Origin of the sequence: Blautia caccae, assembly GCF_040095955.1 — a bacterium.
Classification (GTDB): Bacteria; Bacillota; Clostridia; order Lachnospirales; family Lachnospiraceae; genus Blautia; species Blautia celeris.
Window position 1 is genome coordinate 110,386 of the sequence record NZ_JBBMFP010000004.1, and the last position, 18,693, is coordinate 129,078.

The 18,693-nt window shown below is 46.0% G+C and carries 12 protein-coding genes and 3 tRNA genes; 8 read left to right on the forward strand and 7 right to left on the reverse strand.

Features of this window, described 5'->3' with window-relative positions; translation table 11 throughout:
* Positions 1 to 113: 113 nt before the first annotated feature.
* The 3 genes from WMO65_RS05690 to WMO65_RS05700 form a co-directional block, all read right to left on the reverse strand.
* Complete coding sequence (locus WMO65_RS05690; protein WP_349063823.1) at positions 114 to 3,020, reverse strand: protein kinase domain-containing protein; 2,907 nt, start codon at positions 3,018 to 3,020, stop codon at positions 114 to 116.
* A 12-nt stretch (positions 3,021 to 3,032) separates the two neighbouring features.
* Positions 3,033 to 3,998 carry a serine/threonine protein kinase gene (locus tag WMO65_RS05695; protein ID WP_148392314.1) on the reverse strand — a complete coding sequence of 322 codons (966 nt, stop codon included), beginning with the start codon at positions 3,996 to 3,998 and terminating at the stop codon, positions 3,033 to 3,035.
* A gap of 175 nt (positions 3,999 to 4,173) precedes the next feature.
* Positions 4,174 to 4,959: an arylamine N-acetyltransferase family protein gene (locus WMO65_RS05700; RefSeq protein ID WP_187370571.1), complete on the reverse strand. Its 786-nt coding sequence runs from the start codon at positions 4,957 to 4,959 to the stop codon at positions 4,174 to 4,176.
* A 276-nt stretch (positions 4,960 to 5,235) separates the two neighbouring features.
* Here WMO65_RS05700 and WMO65_RS05705 point away from each other — a divergent pair, with 276 nt between their 5' ends.
* From WMO65_RS05705 to WMO65_RS05720, 4 genes are all read left to right on the forward strand, one after another.
* A complete protein-coding gene (locus tag WMO65_RS05705; RefSeq protein WP_033143304.1) occupies positions 5,236 to 6,627 on the forward strand; it encodes an MFS transporter in 1,392 nt (463 codons plus the stop codon).
* Between the two features lie 16 nt (positions 6,628 to 6,643).
* Complete coding sequence (locus WMO65_RS05710; protein ID WP_148392312.1) at positions 6,644 to 7,705, forward strand: uroporphyrinogen decarboxylase family protein; 1,062 nt, start codon at positions 6,644 to 6,646, stop codon at positions 7,703 to 7,705.
* Positions 7,699 to 8,697: a uroporphyrinogen decarboxylase family protein gene (locus WMO65_RS05715; RefSeq protein ID WP_148392311.1), complete on the forward strand. Its 999-nt coding sequence runs from the start codon at positions 7,699 to 7,701 to the stop codon at positions 8,695 to 8,697. Before WMO65_RS05710 ends, WMO65_RS05715 begins: the two co-directional genes overlap by 7 nt.
* Positions 8,698 to 8,837: 140 nt before the next feature.
* A complete protein-coding gene (locus WMO65_RS05720; RefSeq protein WP_033143307.1) occupies positions 8,838 to 10,415 on the forward strand; it encodes a PucR family transcriptional regulator in 1,578 nt (525 codons plus the stop codon).
* 68 nt (positions 10,416 to 10,483) lie between these two features.
* On the opposite strand, the gene WMO65_RS05725 is transcribed toward WMO65_RS05720, so the two are convergent.
* Positions 10,484 to 11,851 (reverse strand): MATE family efflux transporter, encoded by a 1,368-nt coding sequence (locus WMO65_RS05725; RefSeq protein ID WP_033143308.1) that lies wholly within the window; start codon positions 11,849 to 11,851, stop codon positions 10,484 to 10,486.
* Between the two features lie 359 nt (positions 11,852 to 12,210).
* The gene (locus WMO65_RS05730; protein WP_033141947.1) at positions 12,211 to 13,050 is read right to left on the reverse strand and encodes a PHP domain-containing protein; all 840 of its coding nucleotides are present in this window, start codon (positions 13,048 to 13,050) and stop codon (positions 12,211 to 12,213) included.
* A gap of 355 nt (positions 13,051 to 13,405) precedes the next feature.
* On the opposite strand from WMO65_RS05730, the gene WMO65_RS05735 reads away from it, so the two are divergent.
* The 4 genes from WMO65_RS05735 to WMO65_RS05750 all read left to right on the forward strand — a co-directional run bounded on the left by WMO65_RS05735 (position 13,406) and on the right by WMO65_RS05750 (position 14,815).
* A complete protein-coding gene (locus WMO65_RS05735) occupies positions 13,406 to 14,290 on the forward strand; it encodes a hypothetical protein (protein ID WP_033141946.1) in 885 nt (294 codons plus the stop codon).
* Positions 14,291 to 14,529: 239 nt separating this feature from the next.
* A tRNA-Glu gene (locus WMO65_RS05740) sits at positions 14,530 to 14,601 on the forward strand.
* 35 nt (positions 14,602 to 14,636) lie between these two features.
* Positions 14,637 to 14,708 (forward strand) — tRNA-Glu (locus tag WMO65_RS05745).
* Positions 14,709 to 14,743: 35 nt separating this feature from the next.
* A tRNA-Glu gene (locus WMO65_RS05750) sits at positions 14,744 to 14,815 on the forward strand.
* Between the two features lie 169 nt (positions 14,816 to 14,984).
* Here WMO65_RS05750 and WMO65_RS05755 read toward each other — a convergent pair.
* Positions 14,985 to 17,120, reverse strand: a complete 2,136-nt coding sequence (locus WMO65_RS05755; protein ID WP_148392310.1) for an RNA degradosome polyphosphate kinase — start codon at positions 17,118 to 17,120, stop codon at positions 14,985 to 14,987.
* An 11-nt stretch (positions 17,121 to 17,131) separates the two neighbouring features.
* Positions 17,132 to 18,676, reverse strand: a complete 1,545-nt coding sequence (locus WMO65_RS05760) for a Ppx/GppA phosphatase family protein (RefSeq protein ID WP_033141944.1) — start codon at positions 18,674 to 18,676, stop codon at positions 17,132 to 17,134.
* Between the last annotated feature and the right edge of the window lie 17 nt (positions 18,677 to 18,693).

Consider the following 18,693-nt stretch of genomic DNA (forward strand, 5'->3'; position numbering starts at 1 on the left):
AATCTTTCACTATAAGGTATATGACTCTACAATAACCCTCTTTCTATCGCAGAGCTTATACTATTTAAAACCCAAAACTATCTTCCCTGCTTATAATCAGGCTATTGCTAAACTTAACGCTCATTAAAAACAAATTCCTCATTTGCAATCCTAATAAAATCCCCGTGTATGATTTTATAAAACATATCAGATTCAATTCTTTCGGAATTGATATAAGTTCCATTCGTACTATTCAAATCCTTAACATAAAATTTCTCATCAATTTGTCTAAATTCAATATGTATTAAACTTACACCTGTATTATTAATGCAGTAATCTACCTTTGTTTCATCTCTACCAACTCGAAACACAGGCTTTTTTAAAACAATCCGTTCGTTATTGCTCAGACGGACTAAATATGCCTCTATTACCCATCGTTCCGTATAATCCGAGAGTATCCCTGAATGTTTATCATCAAAATATGCCCCTCCAAGGATTCCTGTATGCGCAACATCTATATCTTCAAGATTCGGAGATGCCAAATACGGATTCTTAGATCTAACATCCTTTTTCGCTTTGGATACTGTATCTGATTTAATTGTTTCCTCCACGTTATCATCAATAGTATCAGCTTGTATCACTGACATCATATTTTTAATATTGCTTCCAATCACTGTACCATCCTTACCTTTTGGAATCGGAATTTTTTTCATTCTCCAAAATTCCGGGCATTTATCTAGCGAATTTATCAAATCGCTTCCTTGTGTATAACGATCTTCCGGATCAAAAGCAGTTGCTTTCACAAGTATATTCTTCAATTTCTTTGAACATGGCAAATTTGCCATAACGGTTTTTACATCAATATGCCGTTCAGTATAGTATCTGCTCAATGATTTACCAACAACCATTTCTGTCAGCAGGATACCTGCAGAATAATAATCTGTTGCTGCACTGCATACTGATAGATAAACTTCAGGGGCTGAATAAATACGGGTCACACAAGGCCTCTTATCTTTTCCCAGTCTGCATATATGCTTTAAATCCAGAACTTTGATTGCTGCATTCTTGCAGATCATAATATTATCAGGCTTCAGTCTGATATTTCCAAATCCTCTTTTATGCAGATAATCTAGTAAAGACAAAACTTGACAGATAATCTGGTAGATTGCTATATTCTTTAATTTTGCTTCAATTAAATGTACTAATGCATATCCATCTGCTGCGGTACGAAGAGAAGTCACTGGTATACCGTTCTCAATATAATCTACTGTGTCTAAAAAATATGGCCCACTGAACTGATATGAGCCAACTGAGTACAAGTTATCAGATATTACTCTGCTACCGCCTTCTATATCTATTTGTTTTTTATCTTTATAGACTATGGCAAATCTTTTCAAACCAAAACGCTTGAGCATGACGCTGAACATCATCATTCGTTTTGAATTAGCAATTACCTGCATCGCCTTATAGTCATTCCAGAAATCCGTTAATTCTGCATTGTGCAGCAGATTAATTTGATCATGAAACCGTTCATCTATAGAAGCATCATTTCGATCTGGTAATTGACCAATACTTTGGGTACTAAGCAGCAAATCTTGATCCAGTATTCTTAAAGACTGATCTTGCTTCAAAAGCGTATCATCAATTACTTCATAACCTGCTCCCGTTTTTTTAATGAAAGCCAATTTCTCAAATTCGCCAAGAAGCTCATCCAAAGCATTATCAAAATACAACCCCAAGGTGCCCTGCTCTTTTAAAAGGATATTTTTAATTTGCCCGTTCGTAAATGTTGTATTTCCCTGGAACAATAGAAATTCCAGCATAGAAAAGAACAATGTGTAATAAATATCCCGTTCATATATCGTTGTGATTTTAGCCGAAAAAATATAACTACGAAATTTTTCGAGTAGTTTGCCAACCAATAGAATTGCCTGTATTCGGTTTTCTGTCAGTAGAAAACATGGCTGTTTATCATCCCATACTACAAAATCATTAAAAGTGCCTAAAATCCTTCGAGGCAATCCCTTACCCTTGAATAGAATATAATCCTCAATCATCCGGAACGATTCCTCTAAAATTGTTGTATATCCTGTTTCTACCAAACTCAGGAATTCATGTTTTATAGGTTTATACACATACTTTTTATCATTAATTACATCAAATAACTCCTCAACAGAATCCCATATACAGGGCAAATAGATATGATGATCAAACAAACTATCATATAAACCATTGATTTTTTGACTATCACTCTCCCAACGCATATATATGTCAATCCCCGCAACAAATACAAATAATGCATTACTTGAACTAATGATGTTTTTCATCCGTTCCAACAGATTATCAAAACAACACATCCCCTCTTGTGTAGCTGTTATCTTATCTATTTCATCTACTATGATAACAATTTTGTTCCTAACGTCTGATTCATACAGTGCCTCGATACACTGTATAAGTTCGTATTCAACATCATGCTCTGAAAAAGCCAGATAACTCCTCTCTACTGCCTCTTGCACGCCACTCTTTGTCTTGAAGGCAGGCAGCCACCCTAATGGATTTTGTATAGAAAGTTCTGACTCTGCTGACATATTACTTGAATGCTTAATATTCAACATAGTACGATTATAAGCAAGACAGATACGCTCTTGTGTTTCAATCTTCAACTTGTTCCAAAATGTTTCTTTGGACAGAGTTTCATAAAGCTTGCGAATAATTTCAACTAACACTTGACCATACGTCTTCTCCGCCGGCAGGACTACAGAAATTGGGATGATTCTAAACAAACCATTCCGATTTAACGTAGAAACTGCATTATGTACCATTGTCGATTTTCCCACACCCCGGAATCCGGTAATCAAGACTGCACCGCCATCAGAGTTGGATAGAAATGCTTCCAACTGCTTGCGATAGGGTCTATGACCAATATATGGAAGCGTCCCCTGCCCAAAAATATGATTGGAATTGACTATTCTATAGTCAGAATAGAGATGAAGTCTTCGATAAGAAAGTTCTTCTAATACTTTTTTCTTGTTTATAGTCATAGGGACACTCCTCTATATCTCTGTATCTTCTAAATTGCTGTACAGATGTATCAGTAACTCCGCATTGTAGTAAATCATTTCCATATTCTCTGTTGTATATGATATGGTTTCGCTTTCCTTCGCAAAAATCCACTTTTTTTTCCACACATTAAAAGAATTCCTAATACGTGTACCAGTTGAAGAGCGTGCCATCGTACAATATGCATTTAATGCATTTTTTAGTTCCTGTGCCGATTGAAACCGCTGGTCAGGATTTATATTCGTACATTTTTCAATAATCTGTTCTAAACCTGAAGATAATGTTGGATCAATTTGTCGTATGGGCTTTAATTCATAAGACGGCTTGGCCGGATTCTCTCCCGTTACCAGTTGATACAGTGTTACGCCCAGTGCGTAAATATCAGTTCTAGCATCAATCTGAGCACCTGCTGAATACTGTTCTGGAGCAGCATAACCCCTGGTACCTAAAGCTAACATATCATTTAACTTGCATCCACCAGCAATACCGAAATCAATCAACACCAGTTGTCCATCCGGTCGTAACATAATATTGGCGGGTTTTATATCTCCATATACAATTGGCTGTATTCTGCTGTGAAGAAAGATCAAAATATCGCAAAGCTGTTTTCCCCATTCAATTACCAATTCCTGCGATTGTGCTCCCTGCTTCTTTAAGAGTTCGCTAAGTGTTTCTCCATCAACATATGTCATCACTACAAGAAACGTATCATCCTCAGCGATTACATCAAAGATCATTGGCAAGCCAGGATGATTCAGGTTCTTCAGCATATCGACTTCCATTCTAAAACTTCTTCTTAAAATTTCATCACGTGCAGTCCCTGTATATCTAATCTCCTTAATTGCTACAATCAAATTAAGCCTTTCGTTAATCGCCAGCCATACTACACTCATACCCCCTCGGCCAATCTCTGCTAAAATTTTATATTTGCCATCTACTAAAGAACCAATCTCAAGCATAGATATTCACCTGTAATCTGGCAGAATTTATATTTTATTCATATATCTTATCTATTTCTCAACATTATGCAATTATCAACTAATGATAATGTCAACTAAAAATTCACATAAAGAATTCCACCATAATTTCCTCTCATATTTCTTGTAAACGAACTTCTAACAGATGAAGACCACTCTATACAACAATCTCAAAATACCTCTCCAAAACCCCTTTCATCTCCTCCTCCCCAATCTCCATCTCCTGCACCACTACCCCATTCTCCACTTCCGTAAACCGATTCCCTATCACCGACACACTCCCACGCTCTGTCCTCTTATTCAGATAAAGCCTCTGACGGAACACGGAATTTTCGTTCTTGGAGCAGTATTCATTCATGGGGATATAATCCACAGCTTCCTGGGGCATGGTATAGAACTGCAGCATGGACTCAATCTCCCCGCTGCCGGTCCTTCTCTTCATGGTCCACCAGGGGACTTCATCCTTATACATATAGTACCGCTCTCCCCTCATATCCGCCACTGCTCCGTCCTGCACCGGTACTGCTCCCGGGGGCATGGGACCGCCGTAGCCCACGTCGCAGAAATACTTTATGCCATCCAGCTCCACAATAATTCCCCTGTGAAGCACAAGCGGCACATAATTCTTATTCCTGGTAATCCGGCACATACAGGAGCTGGCATGGAACCCCAGGTCCTTTAATAGGGCGGTAAACAGGGCATTCAGTTCAAAACAGTAGCCGCCTCTGTGCTTTGTCACCACCTTTTCATAGATTGCTTCAATGTCCAACGGAATGTCCTTTTGAAACATCCAGACATCCAGATTTTCAAACGGCACATGGAGCTGATGCCCGTAGATCAGGTCATCCAGGTATTCCTTTGTGAGCACATCCCTGCGCTTTCGCTGAATCCGTTTCAGATAGGCGTCTGCATCGGGAACAGACGCATACAGTGCTTCATACATAATCCTTCCTCCTTTTGCAGCACACCATATGATATCTTCATTATATACAGGTGCATTTTTGTTTGTAAAGCGGAAAAAAACTTTCGTCATATTGATCATACCCTATGCTACAAAAAGTAGGAATCTTTTTTCGGCAAATGAAACCCTGTGCGGATTTACGCACCGGAAATCCTGTTATATACTGATGTTATGAATTTATTACTGCATACCGGTATGTGAGCAAAAAGTATGAACGGGCAAGTGCGCATTTTGTCCAAAAGGAAGGGAGAAATTCAGATGAGTAACGAAAAGAAAGGACTGAGTAAGGCGCTGAAGCTGTTCTACGGCATCGGCGACTGCGGCTTTACCCTGATGACCAATGTGGAGAGTTATTACTTTAACTTTTTCCTCACAAATCTGGCACAGTTCGGACTGGCAACCGTCTCCTTTATCACCACCACCGCAAGCGTCATAGACGCCTGCCTGTCCTGGATATATGGAGCCATCTTAAACAGTATCAAACCGAAAAAATGGGGCCGCTACCGTTCCTGGCTGATTCTTCTGCCATGGCTGGTACCGTTTCTCTATGCATTCCAGTTTCTGAAAATCGGAGACGGGCCTCTTTCCATAGCGATCATTATCGCGGCTGCTGTTGTCAGCCATGTTGTATGGAACTTCCCCTATGTGGCCAATGTATCCATGATCGCGGTAGCCGGAAAAACACCGGATGACAGGGCGCATCTGGCCTCCACAAGAGCTGCGTGGGCTAACTTTTCCAAGGTGATCTTCTCCTATGTGGGGCCTCCCCTGGCTGCTCTCTTTGCAGGCATGATCGGAGAAAAAAGCCAGTACGGCGCAACCGCTTTTGTACTGGGATGTATTATGGCAGTGCTTTATTTCGCACATTTTAAAATGTTTGACGGATACGAGGAGGCAGAAGCAGCGGCAAACAGCGCAGCAGCTAAAAAAGATACCACCAAGACAGGCGGTATGGACCTGATCAAGGCCCTTCTGCAGAATCCGCCCCTCCTCTCCCTTTTGCTGGCTGATCTGGCAAAATGGATGTTCAATTTCGTGTGCTCCGGCGTAGCCATCTATTACTTCACCTATGTGGCACAGAATGCGGACCTTCTGGCAAGATATATCCTGATCTCCAACATTTTGTGCGTGATCGGTTCTTATTTTGCCAAAAATATGGCAAAGAAAATCTCGACCAGATCCACCACCATCGTCACCTTTTTCGCCATGGCTGTCATACTGATCGCCGCCAATTTCATCTATTCCAACGTGACCCTGGTCATTGTTCTTATGTCAGCGGCACAGTTCGGATATGGAGTTGCCTACGCGTGTACTCCGGCTCTCTATGCCGATACCATTATCTACTCTGAGTGGAAAACAGGAAAAAATGCTACCGGGTGGATCAGCGGACTTCAGAATGTCCCCTTAAAAGTCGGTGTTATGACAAGGGGTATCATCATCTCCGCCTGCCTTGCCTTCGCTGCCTTTGACCCGAGCATCGACGCTGCTATGGCATCTGTAGAGCTGAAAAAAGGCATCTGCATGGCATTTATGGTCATCCCTGCACTGGCCCTCATTGTGGCCGCTGTCCTACTTCTCTTCGGCTTCCGCCTGACAAAAGAGAAAGTGGAGCAGTATTCCGCTGAGATTGCCGCAAGAAACAGAAAATAACAGGAGGTATCAGAATATGAAATTTGACGAAAAAGAACTGGAGATCATGGGTGAATACAACATGCCCGGCATTTACGGCGCGCCGGACAGCATAGTTCCCAAATACAACCGTCCCATCACTCCCAAGGAAAACATGCTCCGCATGCTGGAAGGCAGGATGCCTCTGTGGGTGCCAAACCAGACCCTTGACAACAATGCCATACAACCCCTTGTTATGCCAGATGCAAAAGCCCGCAATTTCGGCGGCACGGACTGGTTCGGCATTGAGTGGGAATACGAGCCGAACACAAAGGCAGCCATGGTAAAACCAGGTACCCGGAGGCTGTCTGACATTACAAAATGGCGGGAAGAACTGGAATTTCCTGACTTGACCGCCATAGACTGGAAGAAAGACTACGAAGAGAATTATAAAGGACGGATTGCCTGTGACCGCTTTTCCTACTTTGTCATCGTAAACGGATTTTTTGAAAGAACTGCTGACCTGATCAGTTTTGAGGATGCCTTCTGTGCCCTCATCGAAGAGCCGGAGGAGCTGACTGCCTTCTATGACAAGCTGGCTGAATGGCACATTGAACTGATCAAGATCGCCCATGATGTCTACCACACAGATATGATCCTCTTCCACGACGATATGGGAACCCAGATCAGCACCTTCTTCTCACCGTCTACCTATGAAGAGCTGTTTGTTCCCCAGTATAAGAAGATCACCAAAGCCGCCCACGATATGGGCATGTACATCTGTCTGCACTCCTGCGGCTGCATCAAAACACTGATGCCCCTCATTATTGAGGCTGGATTTGATGCCTGGGAGGGCCAGGACAGCGCCAATGATAAGGCAGCCATCATGGAGGAATACGGAAAAGACCTGGCACAGTGTACACTGTATATCATACCCGCGGATATGAGCGATGAGGACGCTGTCGCGGATATCCACAAAAAAGTAGATGAACTGGCTATGACCGGCCGTTTTGCCTGCCGTCTGAAGGATGAGAAGCCTGACCGTGCAGTGAATCTTGCCGATGAACTGTACCGCTACAGCAGAATCAAATATGCAGAATTGGAGGAATCAAAATGCTGACACCAAAAGAAAATTTCCTGGAAACCCTGAAAAAGGACGGAAAACCGGACCGCCTGGTCAATCAATATCAGCCCTTTGTCCCGATCATGAATGATCCCCTGCAGAAATTCACCAGAGGAAACCGTGTACGTGGAAAAACTTCCGTGGACCGCTGGGGAACGGAGATTCTCTTCCCCGAAGACGCTCCCGGCCCCATGCCCCATGTCACGGAAGCCAATAAAGTGTGTCCGGATGTGACCCGGTGGCAGGAATCCGTAAAAGTCCCTGACCTGATCGCCAACTGCAGCGACGGATGGGAAGACGCCCTCAGCGCCGCATCCCAGGTGGACCGCAGTGAAAAACTGATTCTCGGCTTTATGGGTACCGGAATCTTTGAGCAGAGCCATTTTCTCATGGGCTTTGAGGATGCCCTGATGAATCTTCTTCTGGAGCCGGAATCCATGCAGGAGCTGGTGGACGCCATTGCGGAATACCGTTTCCGGTATGCCAAACTGCTGGTTGACAATCTGCACCCGGATATCATCCTGTCACACGATGACTGGGGTTCCAAGACCAGCCTGTTCATGCAGCCTGACATCTGGAGGCAGTTCTTCAAAGAGCACTATCGACGCATTTACGGATATATGCACGACCACGGTGTTCTGGTCATGCACCATGCAGATTCCTTCCTGGAACCTATTGTTGAGGACATGGCAGAGATTGGTGTGGATGTATGGCAGGGCGTGCTGCCGGAAAATGACATTTTAAAACTGCAGAAGCAGCTTGACGGCCGCATGACTCTCATGGGAGGCATTGACGCCACCATAGACCGTGAGGACGCCCCGGAGGAAGAAATACGCGCAGATGTCCGGAGGGCCTGCAGCACTTACGGACCGGGCGGACACTTCATCCCCTGCATGACCTACGGCCTTGCCGGTACCATTTATCCCAAGACAGACGAGATCATCGCCGACGAGATCGAAGCTTACAACAGGGAAACCTATCATATCTGACGAAGCAGTCAAGAATGCGGAAACGGGAAAACAGCATTTCCCGCTTCCGCTTATTTTTCCATATATCATTGGAAACTTTGCACCCTTTTTCAGGAAATGTTATACTGTTGCCATACAAAAAGTAAAAGGAGAATCCGGCTTTGACAGAATTATCTTTCAATCCAGAGGAGAAAAACCGCCTGTTCCGGCTGAACATGCAGATACTGGCGGACGCCTTCTCGGAGCATGACCAGAATGTCACCTTCTATTCCCAGAATGACCGTCCCTGCCTGGAAGGTATACGCCTCTACAAAAAGGGAAAAAAACTGTATTCCCGGTATGTTTACCTGCTTCAAAGTGCGGATGTGGATCAGACGTTCCTCGATTACCGGGATGTTGATTTTATCGCTGTGGGACGTATTGATATCTCCTGTATCCATCCAAGCTGTCCTGTCATAGAGCTGAAAAGCGGCACCGACTTTCTGGATGCCTTTGAGCTGGTACAGGAAATCTTCGCCAAATACAGACAGTGGGACAGACGCCTGCAGTATGCTCTTGCCAGTGAACATCCCCTGGATGAAATGCTGCTGGCGAGCCTGGGGCTCTTCGGCAATCCCATGTTCATCCACGACACTGATTTTTATATTCTCTCCTGTCCCAGATATGTACAGGGCATGACCGTCTGGGAGCGGGATTCACGGACGGGGCGCAGCATGGTCCCTCTCAGCCTGATCCATGACTTCAAGGCAGACACCGAATATCTGGATACCCTCAGCAAAAAATCACCCGACCTTTTCTCCGCGGAACAGCGGGGCTACCGGATACTCTATGTGAATCTCTGGAACGGAAGCCGCTATGAGGGCCGCATCTGCGTGGATGAAATACAGAGTGAGATTCAGGAAGGCAACTATCTTGCCCTTGAATACCTGGGGCAGTCCATAGAGCTGGCGATCAAGCACAAAAGTCTCTTTTATCTGAGCATGGGCAATGATATGGACCGCTTTTTCAATGAATACCTGGACGGCACCATCACGGACCCGCAGCGCATCCTCAATTACCTCTATTTCCTGCACTGGAAGCAGAATGACCGCTATCTCTGCCTGCGCCTGGAGACAGAGCAGAGGGATATCAATATGCTGTCCGCTGCCGCCACTCTGGGGCATATTGAGACGCAGATTCCCACGGGACACGCGTTCCTCTACCAAAACAGCATAGCTGTGGTGGTCAACCTGTCTTACGCCCATAATACCTCCTCTGAGGTCATCAGCAGCCTTGCGATCCTCATGCGGGAAGGCCTCCTGAAAATGGGTGCCAGCTCAGAGATCAGCGATTTCATGCTGGTTCCTCAGGGATACATCCAGGCCAGCGCAGCCCTGGATCTCGGCCGGAAAAGCGACAGCATGACCTGGTGCTACCGTTTTGACGACTACCTGCTGGAATATCTCCTGAAAAAAGGCAGGGCGGAAATCCCGCCCCAGCTTCTCTGCTCTGAAAAACTGCTTCTCCTGAAAAAATACGACGATAACAACAAAACAGACCTGTACCATACCGCCAAGGTCTATCTGGAGCTGGAACGCAATGTTCTGCAGACCGCAAAGGAGCTGTACATTCACCGCAGCACCCTCTTCTACCGTCTGGAGCGCATCCGGAAAATCGCCGGCATAGATTTCGAGGACAGCAGGGAACGGCTTACCCTCCGGCTGTCCTTCTATATCCTGGAACAGAAGCTGGAAACCTGATTTTCCCAAATATTCACTCAAAAAAGGAACAGAAAACGGCAGCCTTAACCGTTCTCTGTTCCTTTTTATTATCTTCCTCTAAGCGGAGCAATCTTCTCCCTGTAAATCTTCTTATAGAAATACGCACTCAGCAATACAGATGCAATCTCCGCAATGGGTATGGACCACCACACAGCGGATAATCCTCCTACCTTTGCCAGAATCGCGGCTGCCGGCAGAATGATCAGAAGCTGTCTGGTCACGGATATGATCAGACTGTAGACACCATTTCCCAGAGCCTGGAACACGGAGCCCACAATGATACAGAATCCCGCGAACAGGAAGCTTAAGCAGATGATCCGAAGAGCCGGCACACCAATCGCCAGCATATCCTTGGAGGCATTGAACATACCCAGCAGCTGTGCCGGGAAGATCATGAACAGCGCCAGCCCCAAAAGCATGATGATCACCGCTGACGCAATGCTCAGATGGATTGTCTGGGTGATACGCTTCTTGTCCCCAGCCCCGTAATTATAGGCAACAATGGGAACCATACCGTTGTTCAGACCGAACACAGGCATGAAGATAAAGCTGTTCAGCTTGAAATATACTCCGAATACGGCAGTTGCCGTTGTGGTGAACTGAATCAGGATCTTGTTCATTCCAAAGGTCATGACAGAGCCGATCGCCTGCATGATAATGGAGGGCACGCCTACAGAATAGATCACTTTGATAATTCTTCCTGACGGTCTGAAATGCCGCATACTGATATGAATGTCCTTGTTGAACTTCACATTGAAGAACATTGCCAGGAACATACCGCAGAACTGTCCTAAAACTGTAGCTGCCGCGGCTCCCGCAACCCCCATCTTCGGAAAACCGAGAAGGCCGAAGATTAAGATTGGGTCAAAGATAATATTGATGACAGCGCCCAGTCCCTGGGATATCATAGTGTAAAAAGTACGTCCTGTGGACTGCAGAAGACGCTCAAACATAACCTGCATATAGACAGCAAGGCAGAAGCCTGAAATAATGGTCATATACTGGATTCCGTATTCCCGGATCTGCACATCCGAGGTCTGCATGTGGAAAAATGGCTTTGCCAGAGCAACTCCCAGCACTGCGAAGACCACGCAGCTTATGAATGCCAGAAAGATACCGTTTTTCGCCGATTCATCCGCTGTTCTGAAATCTTTTTCTCCCAGACTTCTGGATAACACGGCATTGACACCCACACCGGTACCCACTGCGATAGCGATCATAAGGCTCTGCACCGGAAAGACCAGAGAGACGGCAGTCAGCGCGTTCTCATTGATCTGTGCCACGAAAACACTGTCCACCACGTTGTATAAAGCCTGCACCAGCATGGACAATATCATGGGCAGAGACATCTGAAACAGAAGCTTCGGCACCGGCACGACTCCCATTTTATTCTCTTGTACATTTGTTTCTGTCATATAAGACTTCCTTTCCTTTATGTATTTCCCCCGGCAGAATATAGGAGACAAAGTTTCCTATATCATGAAATAAGAGTCTGCCGAAGCAGACTCATCTATCTTTCCTACCGTCTCTAGTTTAAAGGAATTAAAAAATATTGTCAATCCATTATTCTGTCTTTTTCTGAAAGCTTTTCTGCAACAGAGTGTAGAAGTGTCACGGGACTGTACGGTTCTGTCAGCGTAACTATTCAGCCAGCTGAATCGTTACGGGTATTCGCCCATTAAAAATCGCTTCGCGATGGGGCGAATACCTGCCGCCACTACTCTTTTGCACGGTCAGCGCAGCAAATGCGCAGACCTGACTGAACAGTTACCTGTCAGCTTTCTTTTATTTTCTCCCACACGGAATAAGGGATTTTTAAATTCCCCATTCCGCTTCCCAGATCAATATGCGGTTTGTTCGTACCATGAAAATCACTGCCTCCCGAAATGCAAAGAGACAGTTCTTTTGCAAGCCTTATCATGTTTCTCTCCTCAAAAGGCTTGTACGTGGAATACATGGCTTCCAGCCCGTCAAGTCCGGCCTTTTTCAGCTCCTTCACAGCTCGGATCAGTCTGTCGTCTATAAAACGGCACAGCACAGGATGGGCAAAGACTGCCTTGCCGCCCCCTTCATGTATGAGCCGTATGGCCTGGGCCGGCGTCACCTTCTCCCTGGGCACATAACAGCAGGCTCGGTCCCCCAGGTATCTGTCAAAAGCCTCACTGACAGAACCCACATATCCGTGCTCAAACAAAAATCTCGCAAAATGTGCCCTGGTCCACACACTATCCGGAAATGCTTCCTTCATCGCCTCGTATGTAATATCCATACCGTGTTCGTTCAGCCGCTCTATCATTTTAATATTTCTGGCATCTCTTGACTGCTGGAAGTAAGTCAGCTCTTTTCTGAAATGTGTGTCCTTCCAGTCAATCCCCAGCCCCACAATGTGCACATCCTTCCCCCACCAGGTCGTGGACAGCTCAATCCCGGGAATTACTTCCAGCAAAGTTCCCTCTGCCGCCTCCATGGCCTCCTCTATCCCGTCCATGGTATCGTGGTCAGTCAGTGCAATAGCCCGCAGCTCCTTTTCCTGAGCATACGCAATCAGCTCTTTCGGCGTATAAGTGCCGTCAGAAGCGTTTGAGTGTGTGTGCAGATCTATCAAATCTCTCATATGGATTCTCCTGTATCAGAAATAAACATCTTAATTTTTACAATATCAGTATAACAGAGAGGCAGGAAAGATACAACGTTTCCTGCTGACGGCAGATAAGGAACAAACAAGGCAAAATCCTGTTGCGGTCCGCTAAACGATGTGTTAGAATAATGAAAAGCAAATTTTCTAAGTCATTTATCTGGTTTTGTATCCGATTAGGATTCAAAATATCTGTAAGCATTTCATTACAGCAGGTTTGTATTCTTTGACCTGTCTTTTCGGAAAATTCATGCTTTTCTCACACTATAGCAGGGGTTTTTCGGAAACTTTAAAACCTCCTGCACACATGAATTAAATAAGGAGGAGGATTTACATGGACAAACCAAGAACACATGCACTGCAATGGCATCCTGCCTTTTATGCTGATATTCAGATTGAGCTGGAAGAAGAAGCAGGACTTCTGGTTTTTGAAAATGAACATCAGCTTGGGACAAAGCCAAAGGAGATTGACGTACTGATTGTTAAAAAGGAGGCAGAAGTTCCTATACGAAAAAATATCGGAAGGATTTTTCGGAAGCATAATATCGTAGAATACAAGAGTCCAACCGATTATTTAAGTATAGATGATTTCTATAAGGTTTATGGCTATGCCTGTTTTTACAAGGCGGATACGGCAAGGGCCGACAGTATTAAGATTCATGATATCACCATAACCTTCGTATGCCACCGTTATCCCCGCAGTTTGATACGGTATTTAACGGATGAAATAGGGTATCAGATCACCAGAGTTGAGGATGGTATTTATTATATTATCGGAGATAAAATCCCCATACAGTTGATCCTGACAAAGGAATTGTCAGAAAATCACAATTTATGGCTGAAAAATCTGACCGATAATCTGGAAGACCCAGAAATGGTAAATCGTTTAATCGAACAGTATGCAAAACATAAAGAAAATAGCCTGTATAAATCAGTAATGAATCTAATTGTCCGCGCTAACCAGGAAAAATTCAAGGAGGTAAAGGCCATGTGTGAAGCATTGGAAGAATTAATGAAAGATGAATTGGAAGCCAAAAAAGTAGAAGGAATAACAGAAACTATTTTAGATCTGCTTTTTGAACTGGGCAGTGTACCTGAGCTACTGCAGTCTGAAATCATGAAGCAGAAGAATCCTGAAATTTTGAAACAATGGGTAAAATACGCCGCCAGGGCAGATACAGTTGAAGCATTTGAACAGAAAATCAGGAAGGCTGAGTAACAGCAGGATTACCGCTCTGCCTGTGGCTGAAAATAAAGAAAGCAGGTATCCGCCCGATTGTGAAGCAATTTTTCATAGGGGAATACCTGCATTTCTATGCCGGTGTGCTTATATAAAGACATGATATCCGAAAAAATGATTCAAAAAAATAACTTTTTTCAAAAAAACTCTTGCATTTTGGAATAATATGTAGTATCATAATCAAGCGTCATGCGAAACGACAAAGCAAAACGCAGAATGGTTCGTTGGTCAAGCGGTTAAGACGCCGCCCTCTCACGGCGGAAACAGGGGTTCGATTCCCCTACGAACTGCTCATACAGTATGCTACAACAGAAAAGCGCAATACGGTTCGTTGGTCAAGCGGTTAAGACGCCGCCCTCTCACGGCGGAAACAGGGGTTCGATTCCCCTACGAACTGCTCATACAGTATGCTACAATTGAAAAGCGCAACATGGTTCGTTGGTCAAGCGGTTAAGACGCCGCCCTCTCACGGCGGAAACAGGGGTTCGATTCCCCTACGAACTGCTAAAAAGATTTCAGTGTTTATGCTGGAATCTTTTTTGTTATGCCAAAAGAGAGCCCGGCAGAAATCTTTCCCTTCCGGGACACCTTTCTGCCAGACTTTTCCCCCGCCCAAAAACAGACCGGCATCCGAAGGCATGTCCTCCCCGGATACCGGTCCTTATATTCTTCTTTAATCCTCCGGTGCCTCCGCAGGAATGAACACGCGCTTATCCACTGAACTCTCCGGCAGTCTGGCATTCTCCCATGCCTCCTCACAGAAGTAATCCTGGGAATTAAGAAGCACCTTGCCCCTCTTGTCAATCTTCTCATACCTGCCGTCCGGATGCAGCACATGGGCTTTGACATTGTCCGCAAGCTGTATCTCCAGAATATGCTTCACTTCCTCTTTCAGCCGTTCATCCTCCACAGGGAATACAATCTCCACCCTTTTATCCAGGTTTCTCGGCATCCAGTCAGCGCTTCCCATGAAGACCTCCTCACGCCCGTCACTGTAAAAATAGAAAATCCTGCTGTGCTCCAGGAAATTTCCCACAATGGAGCGCACCGTGATATTATCACTGATTCCCGGAATCCCCACCTTCAGACAGCAGATACCCCGCACGATCAGATCGATCTTCACCCCGGCGGCGCTTGCAGCATACAGAGCCGCAATAATATCCCTGTCGCAGAGAGAATTCATTTTCGCCACGATCCGGGCCTTCCGTCCTTTCAGCGCGTATTCCCGCTCCATCTCAATCTGATGCAGGAAACGGTCACGCATCCAGATAGGCGCCACTACCAATTTATTCCACGTCCTCGGTTCCGAATAGCCTGATAACATATTGAACACTGCTGTGGCGTCCTCCCCAATCCTGGCAGAACATGTGAGAATACCGCAGTCTGTGTACAGTTTGGCTGTGGAATCGTTGTAATTGCCTGTACCCAGGTGCACATATCTGCGGATGCCGTTCTCCTCCCTGCGCACCACCAAAGTGATCTTGCTGTGGGTCTTAAGTCCCAGAAGGCCGTAGATCACATGACATCCCGCCTTCTCAAGCATCTTTGCCCAGACAATATTGTTCTCCTCGTCAAAACGGGCCTTCAGCTCCACCAGCACCGTGACCTGCTTGCCGTTCTCCGCTGCCTGGGCCAGAGCCGCGATAATGGGTGAATTGCCGCTCACACGGTACAGGGTCTGCTTGATTGCCAGCACATCCGGGTCCTTGGCTGCCTGACGCACAAAATCCACCACAGGCTGAAATGTCATGAACGGATGGTGCAGCAGAATGTCTCCCCTTCTGATCTGGGTGAAAATATCCTCATCTGTCATCATAGCCGGCACCAAAGCCGGTGTGTATGGCTTGTTTCTGTACTCCTCAAAGCCGTCCATTCCATACATTTTCATCAGGAAGGTCAGATCTAAGGGGCCGTTTATCTGGAAGATATCCTCCTCCTTGATCTCAAATTCCATTTTCAGAATGTTCAGAAGCCTTTCGTCCATCTTGTCTTCCACTTCCAGACGGATCACCTCGCCCCACTGGCGCTTTTTCAGCTGCTTCTGGATCTCCTTTAAGAGGTCTGCCGCCTCGTCCTCATCTATGGTCAGATCCGCATTCCGCATGATCCGGTACGGACAGGTGCAGGCCACCTCATTGCTCAAAAACAGCTTGCCGATATTCCGCTCGATCACCTGCTCCAGCAGGATCACCACGGTGTTGCCCTTTTTGTCCTCAGGCAGCATAACGATCCTCGGCAGCACAGATGGCACCTGGACCGTGGCAAATTCCAGCTCCTCCCTGCCCTTTTTGTCCTTTTTTGAGATCAGGGCACCGATATTCAACGTCTTATTCCTGATAAGCGGAAAAGGCCTGGCGGAATCCATTGCCATGGGTGTCAGAACCGGGTATACGCTTTCCTCAAAATAGCGGTCCACATATTCCTTCTGTTCCTTTGTCAGATCCTCATGCTTTTCCACCACGTGAAGCCCCACTTTGTTAAGCGCAGGCAGAAGGGAGCGGTTGTAGGTGTTATACTGTGTCTCCACCAGCTCCTTAGTCACAACAGACAGCTCTTTTAACTGCTCCTTGGGCGTCATGCCGGCAATGTCCGGCTTTGTATATTTGGCATGTACCATATCCTTCAGGGATGCCACACGGATCATGAAAAATTCGTCCAGATTGGATGCCGTTATACTCAAAAATTTCAGTCTTTCAAACAGGGGAAGACTTTTGTCCCTGGCCTCTGAGAGGACTCTCTCGTTAAATTTGATCCAGCTCAGTTCCCTGTTCCAGTAATATTCCGGTTTTATATAATCTTTTAAATCCATCCTCATGCCCCCTATCTTCTCTTTTTCCGGCGCAGCCTCGGTCGGATGCTGAACACCTCTTCAAAGAAATCCGCCTTTTCCGTCAGAAGCCCTTCCTCCAGTGTCAGATCCTCCTGCGTGTCAATGGTCAGTACCAGTTCCTTCTCCCTGACTGCCGCTTTGATCTCCTCCACCTTCTGCTTATGGCTGCGGTCCAGGGCATTAGCCACCCGCAATATGGCTGTCAGCTTGCCGATGAGCATGTAAGTATCACGGTCAATGGCACTTTTGGAGTCCGCCTCCCCGTAATATTTGAAAGGCTCTGAGTTAAACCGCACCACGCTGGCGATCACTTCCCGCTCCATATGGGACAGGCCGATGATCTCTGTGGACATGATGATCGCGTAGGAACACTCTGCCGCATTGCTCATGCTGATATATTTTCCGCAGTCGTGAAGGATGACCGCGATCTGCAGAAGCAACTTCTCCCTGCTTCCCATGCCGTGCACTTTTTTCATGCTGTCAAAGATGATGGTAGCCACCTCCGCCACGGCCTGTGTGTGGCTCTTGTTGCTCATATAACGCTTCGCTATATTTCTGGCGGATACCAGTATGTCATTTTCAAAATTGTGAGTGCTCTTGATGAGCTTTTGTTTCTGGGCGTAGTCATAGGAAACACCGTCATTTAACTGGGTTCCCGGCAGCCATAAGGTGTCTGCCCCCATCTCATCAATAAATACCCTGCAGATGATCAGGGTTGGCACCAAAATCGTGGCAAACTCCAGGGAGATTCCCAGCTCCACAGCCGCCTGCTCCGGCGATTTGTGGACAATGCCCTCATACACCTGCATAAAGGCCTCCCGGCTGACCGTCCTGTTTTCCTCCATGCTGCTCTTTTTCTTCAGGAGTGTTTCAATAAACACATCCCCCAGAAGAATGATATTGTCAATCTTCCGCTCTTTCAAATGCAGCTTTTTAAAGCTCAGGATATCGTTGTGTATCAGCTCCTCCACCAGGTGCTCATAGTATACGGTCTCCTTTTCCACAGGAATCAGGCGCTCCCGGATACGCAGGCTGCCCATCTTGAAGTTCTGGGTAGTCACCAGCGCGTCCTTGTCAAACAGGGAGATCTGTACATTACCGCCGCCGATCTCAATGATGGCGGTTCCCTTCTGGATGATCTTCGTAAAAGCCGCGTCCTTGGCTGCCAGTGATTTATAACCGTAAAACCTCTGCTCTGAATTGCTGAGGATCTCCACATTGATGCCTGTCTTCTGGTATACCTGGTCCAGCACGATCCAGACATTCTTTGCCTCCTGCAGCGTGCTGGTGGCACAGGCGCGGTATGCATCCACCTGGTATTCCTTCATGATGCCTGCAAAATCGTGGAGCACAGCACACAGCTCCTGGGTGGAATCGTACCCGATCTTTCCGGTGCCGTAGGTATCCCGTCCGATTTCCAGACGGCTTCTGACCTCATCGATCTGGCGGATTCCCGCCTTGGGTGATATTTCATAGATATCCATGGATACATGATAAGACCCTACGTCGATTGCTGCAAATCTTGTAATTGCCATTCTCTCACCTCTTCCGT

Excerpts from the sequence above, each read along its gene's own strand:
- WMO65_RS05760 (WP_033141944.1), bottom strand. The coding sequence starts at position 18,676 with ATGGCAATTACAAGATTTGCAGCAATCGACGTAGGGTCTTATCATGTA.
- WMO65_RS05730 (WP_033141947.1), bottom strand. The coding sequence starts at position 13,050 with ATGAGAGATTTGATAGATCTGCACACACACTCAAACGCTTCTGACGGC.
- WMO65_RS05725 (WP_033143308.1), bottom strand. The coding sequence starts at position 11,851 with ATGACAGAAACAAATGTACAAGAGAATAAAATGGGAGTCGTGCCGGTG.
- WMO65_RS05700 (WP_187370571.1), bottom strand. The coding sequence starts at position 4,959 with ATGTATGAAGCACTGTATGCGTCTGTTCCCGATGCAGACGCCTATCTG.
- WMO65_RS05710 (WP_148392312.1), top strand. The coding sequence starts at position 6,644 with ATGAAATTTGACGAAAAAGAACTGGAGATCATGGGTGAATACAACATG.
- WMO65_RS05735 (WP_033141946.1), top strand. The coding sequence starts at position 13,406 with ATGGACAAACCAAGAACACATGCACTGCAATGGCATCCTGCCTTTTAT.
- WMO65_RS05690 (WP_349063823.1), bottom strand. The coding sequence starts at position 3,020 with ATGACTATAAACAAGAAAAAAGTATTAGAAGAACTTTCTTATCGAAGA.
- WMO65_RS05705 (WP_033143304.1), top strand. The coding sequence starts at position 5,236 with ATGAGTAACGAAAAGAAAGGACTGAGTAAGGCGCTGAAGCTGTTCTAC.
- WMO65_RS05715 (WP_148392311.1), top strand. The coding sequence starts at position 7,699 with ATGCTGACACCAAAAGAAAATTTCCTGGAAACCCTGAAAAAGGACGGA.
- WMO65_RS05695 (WP_148392314.1), bottom strand. The coding sequence starts at position 3,998 with ATGCTTGAGATTGGTTCTTTAGTAGATGGCAAATATAAAATTTTAGCA.
- WMO65_RS05755 (WP_148392310.1), bottom strand. The coding sequence starts at position 17,120 with ATGGATTTAAAAGATTATATAAAACCGGAATATTACTGGAACAGGGAA.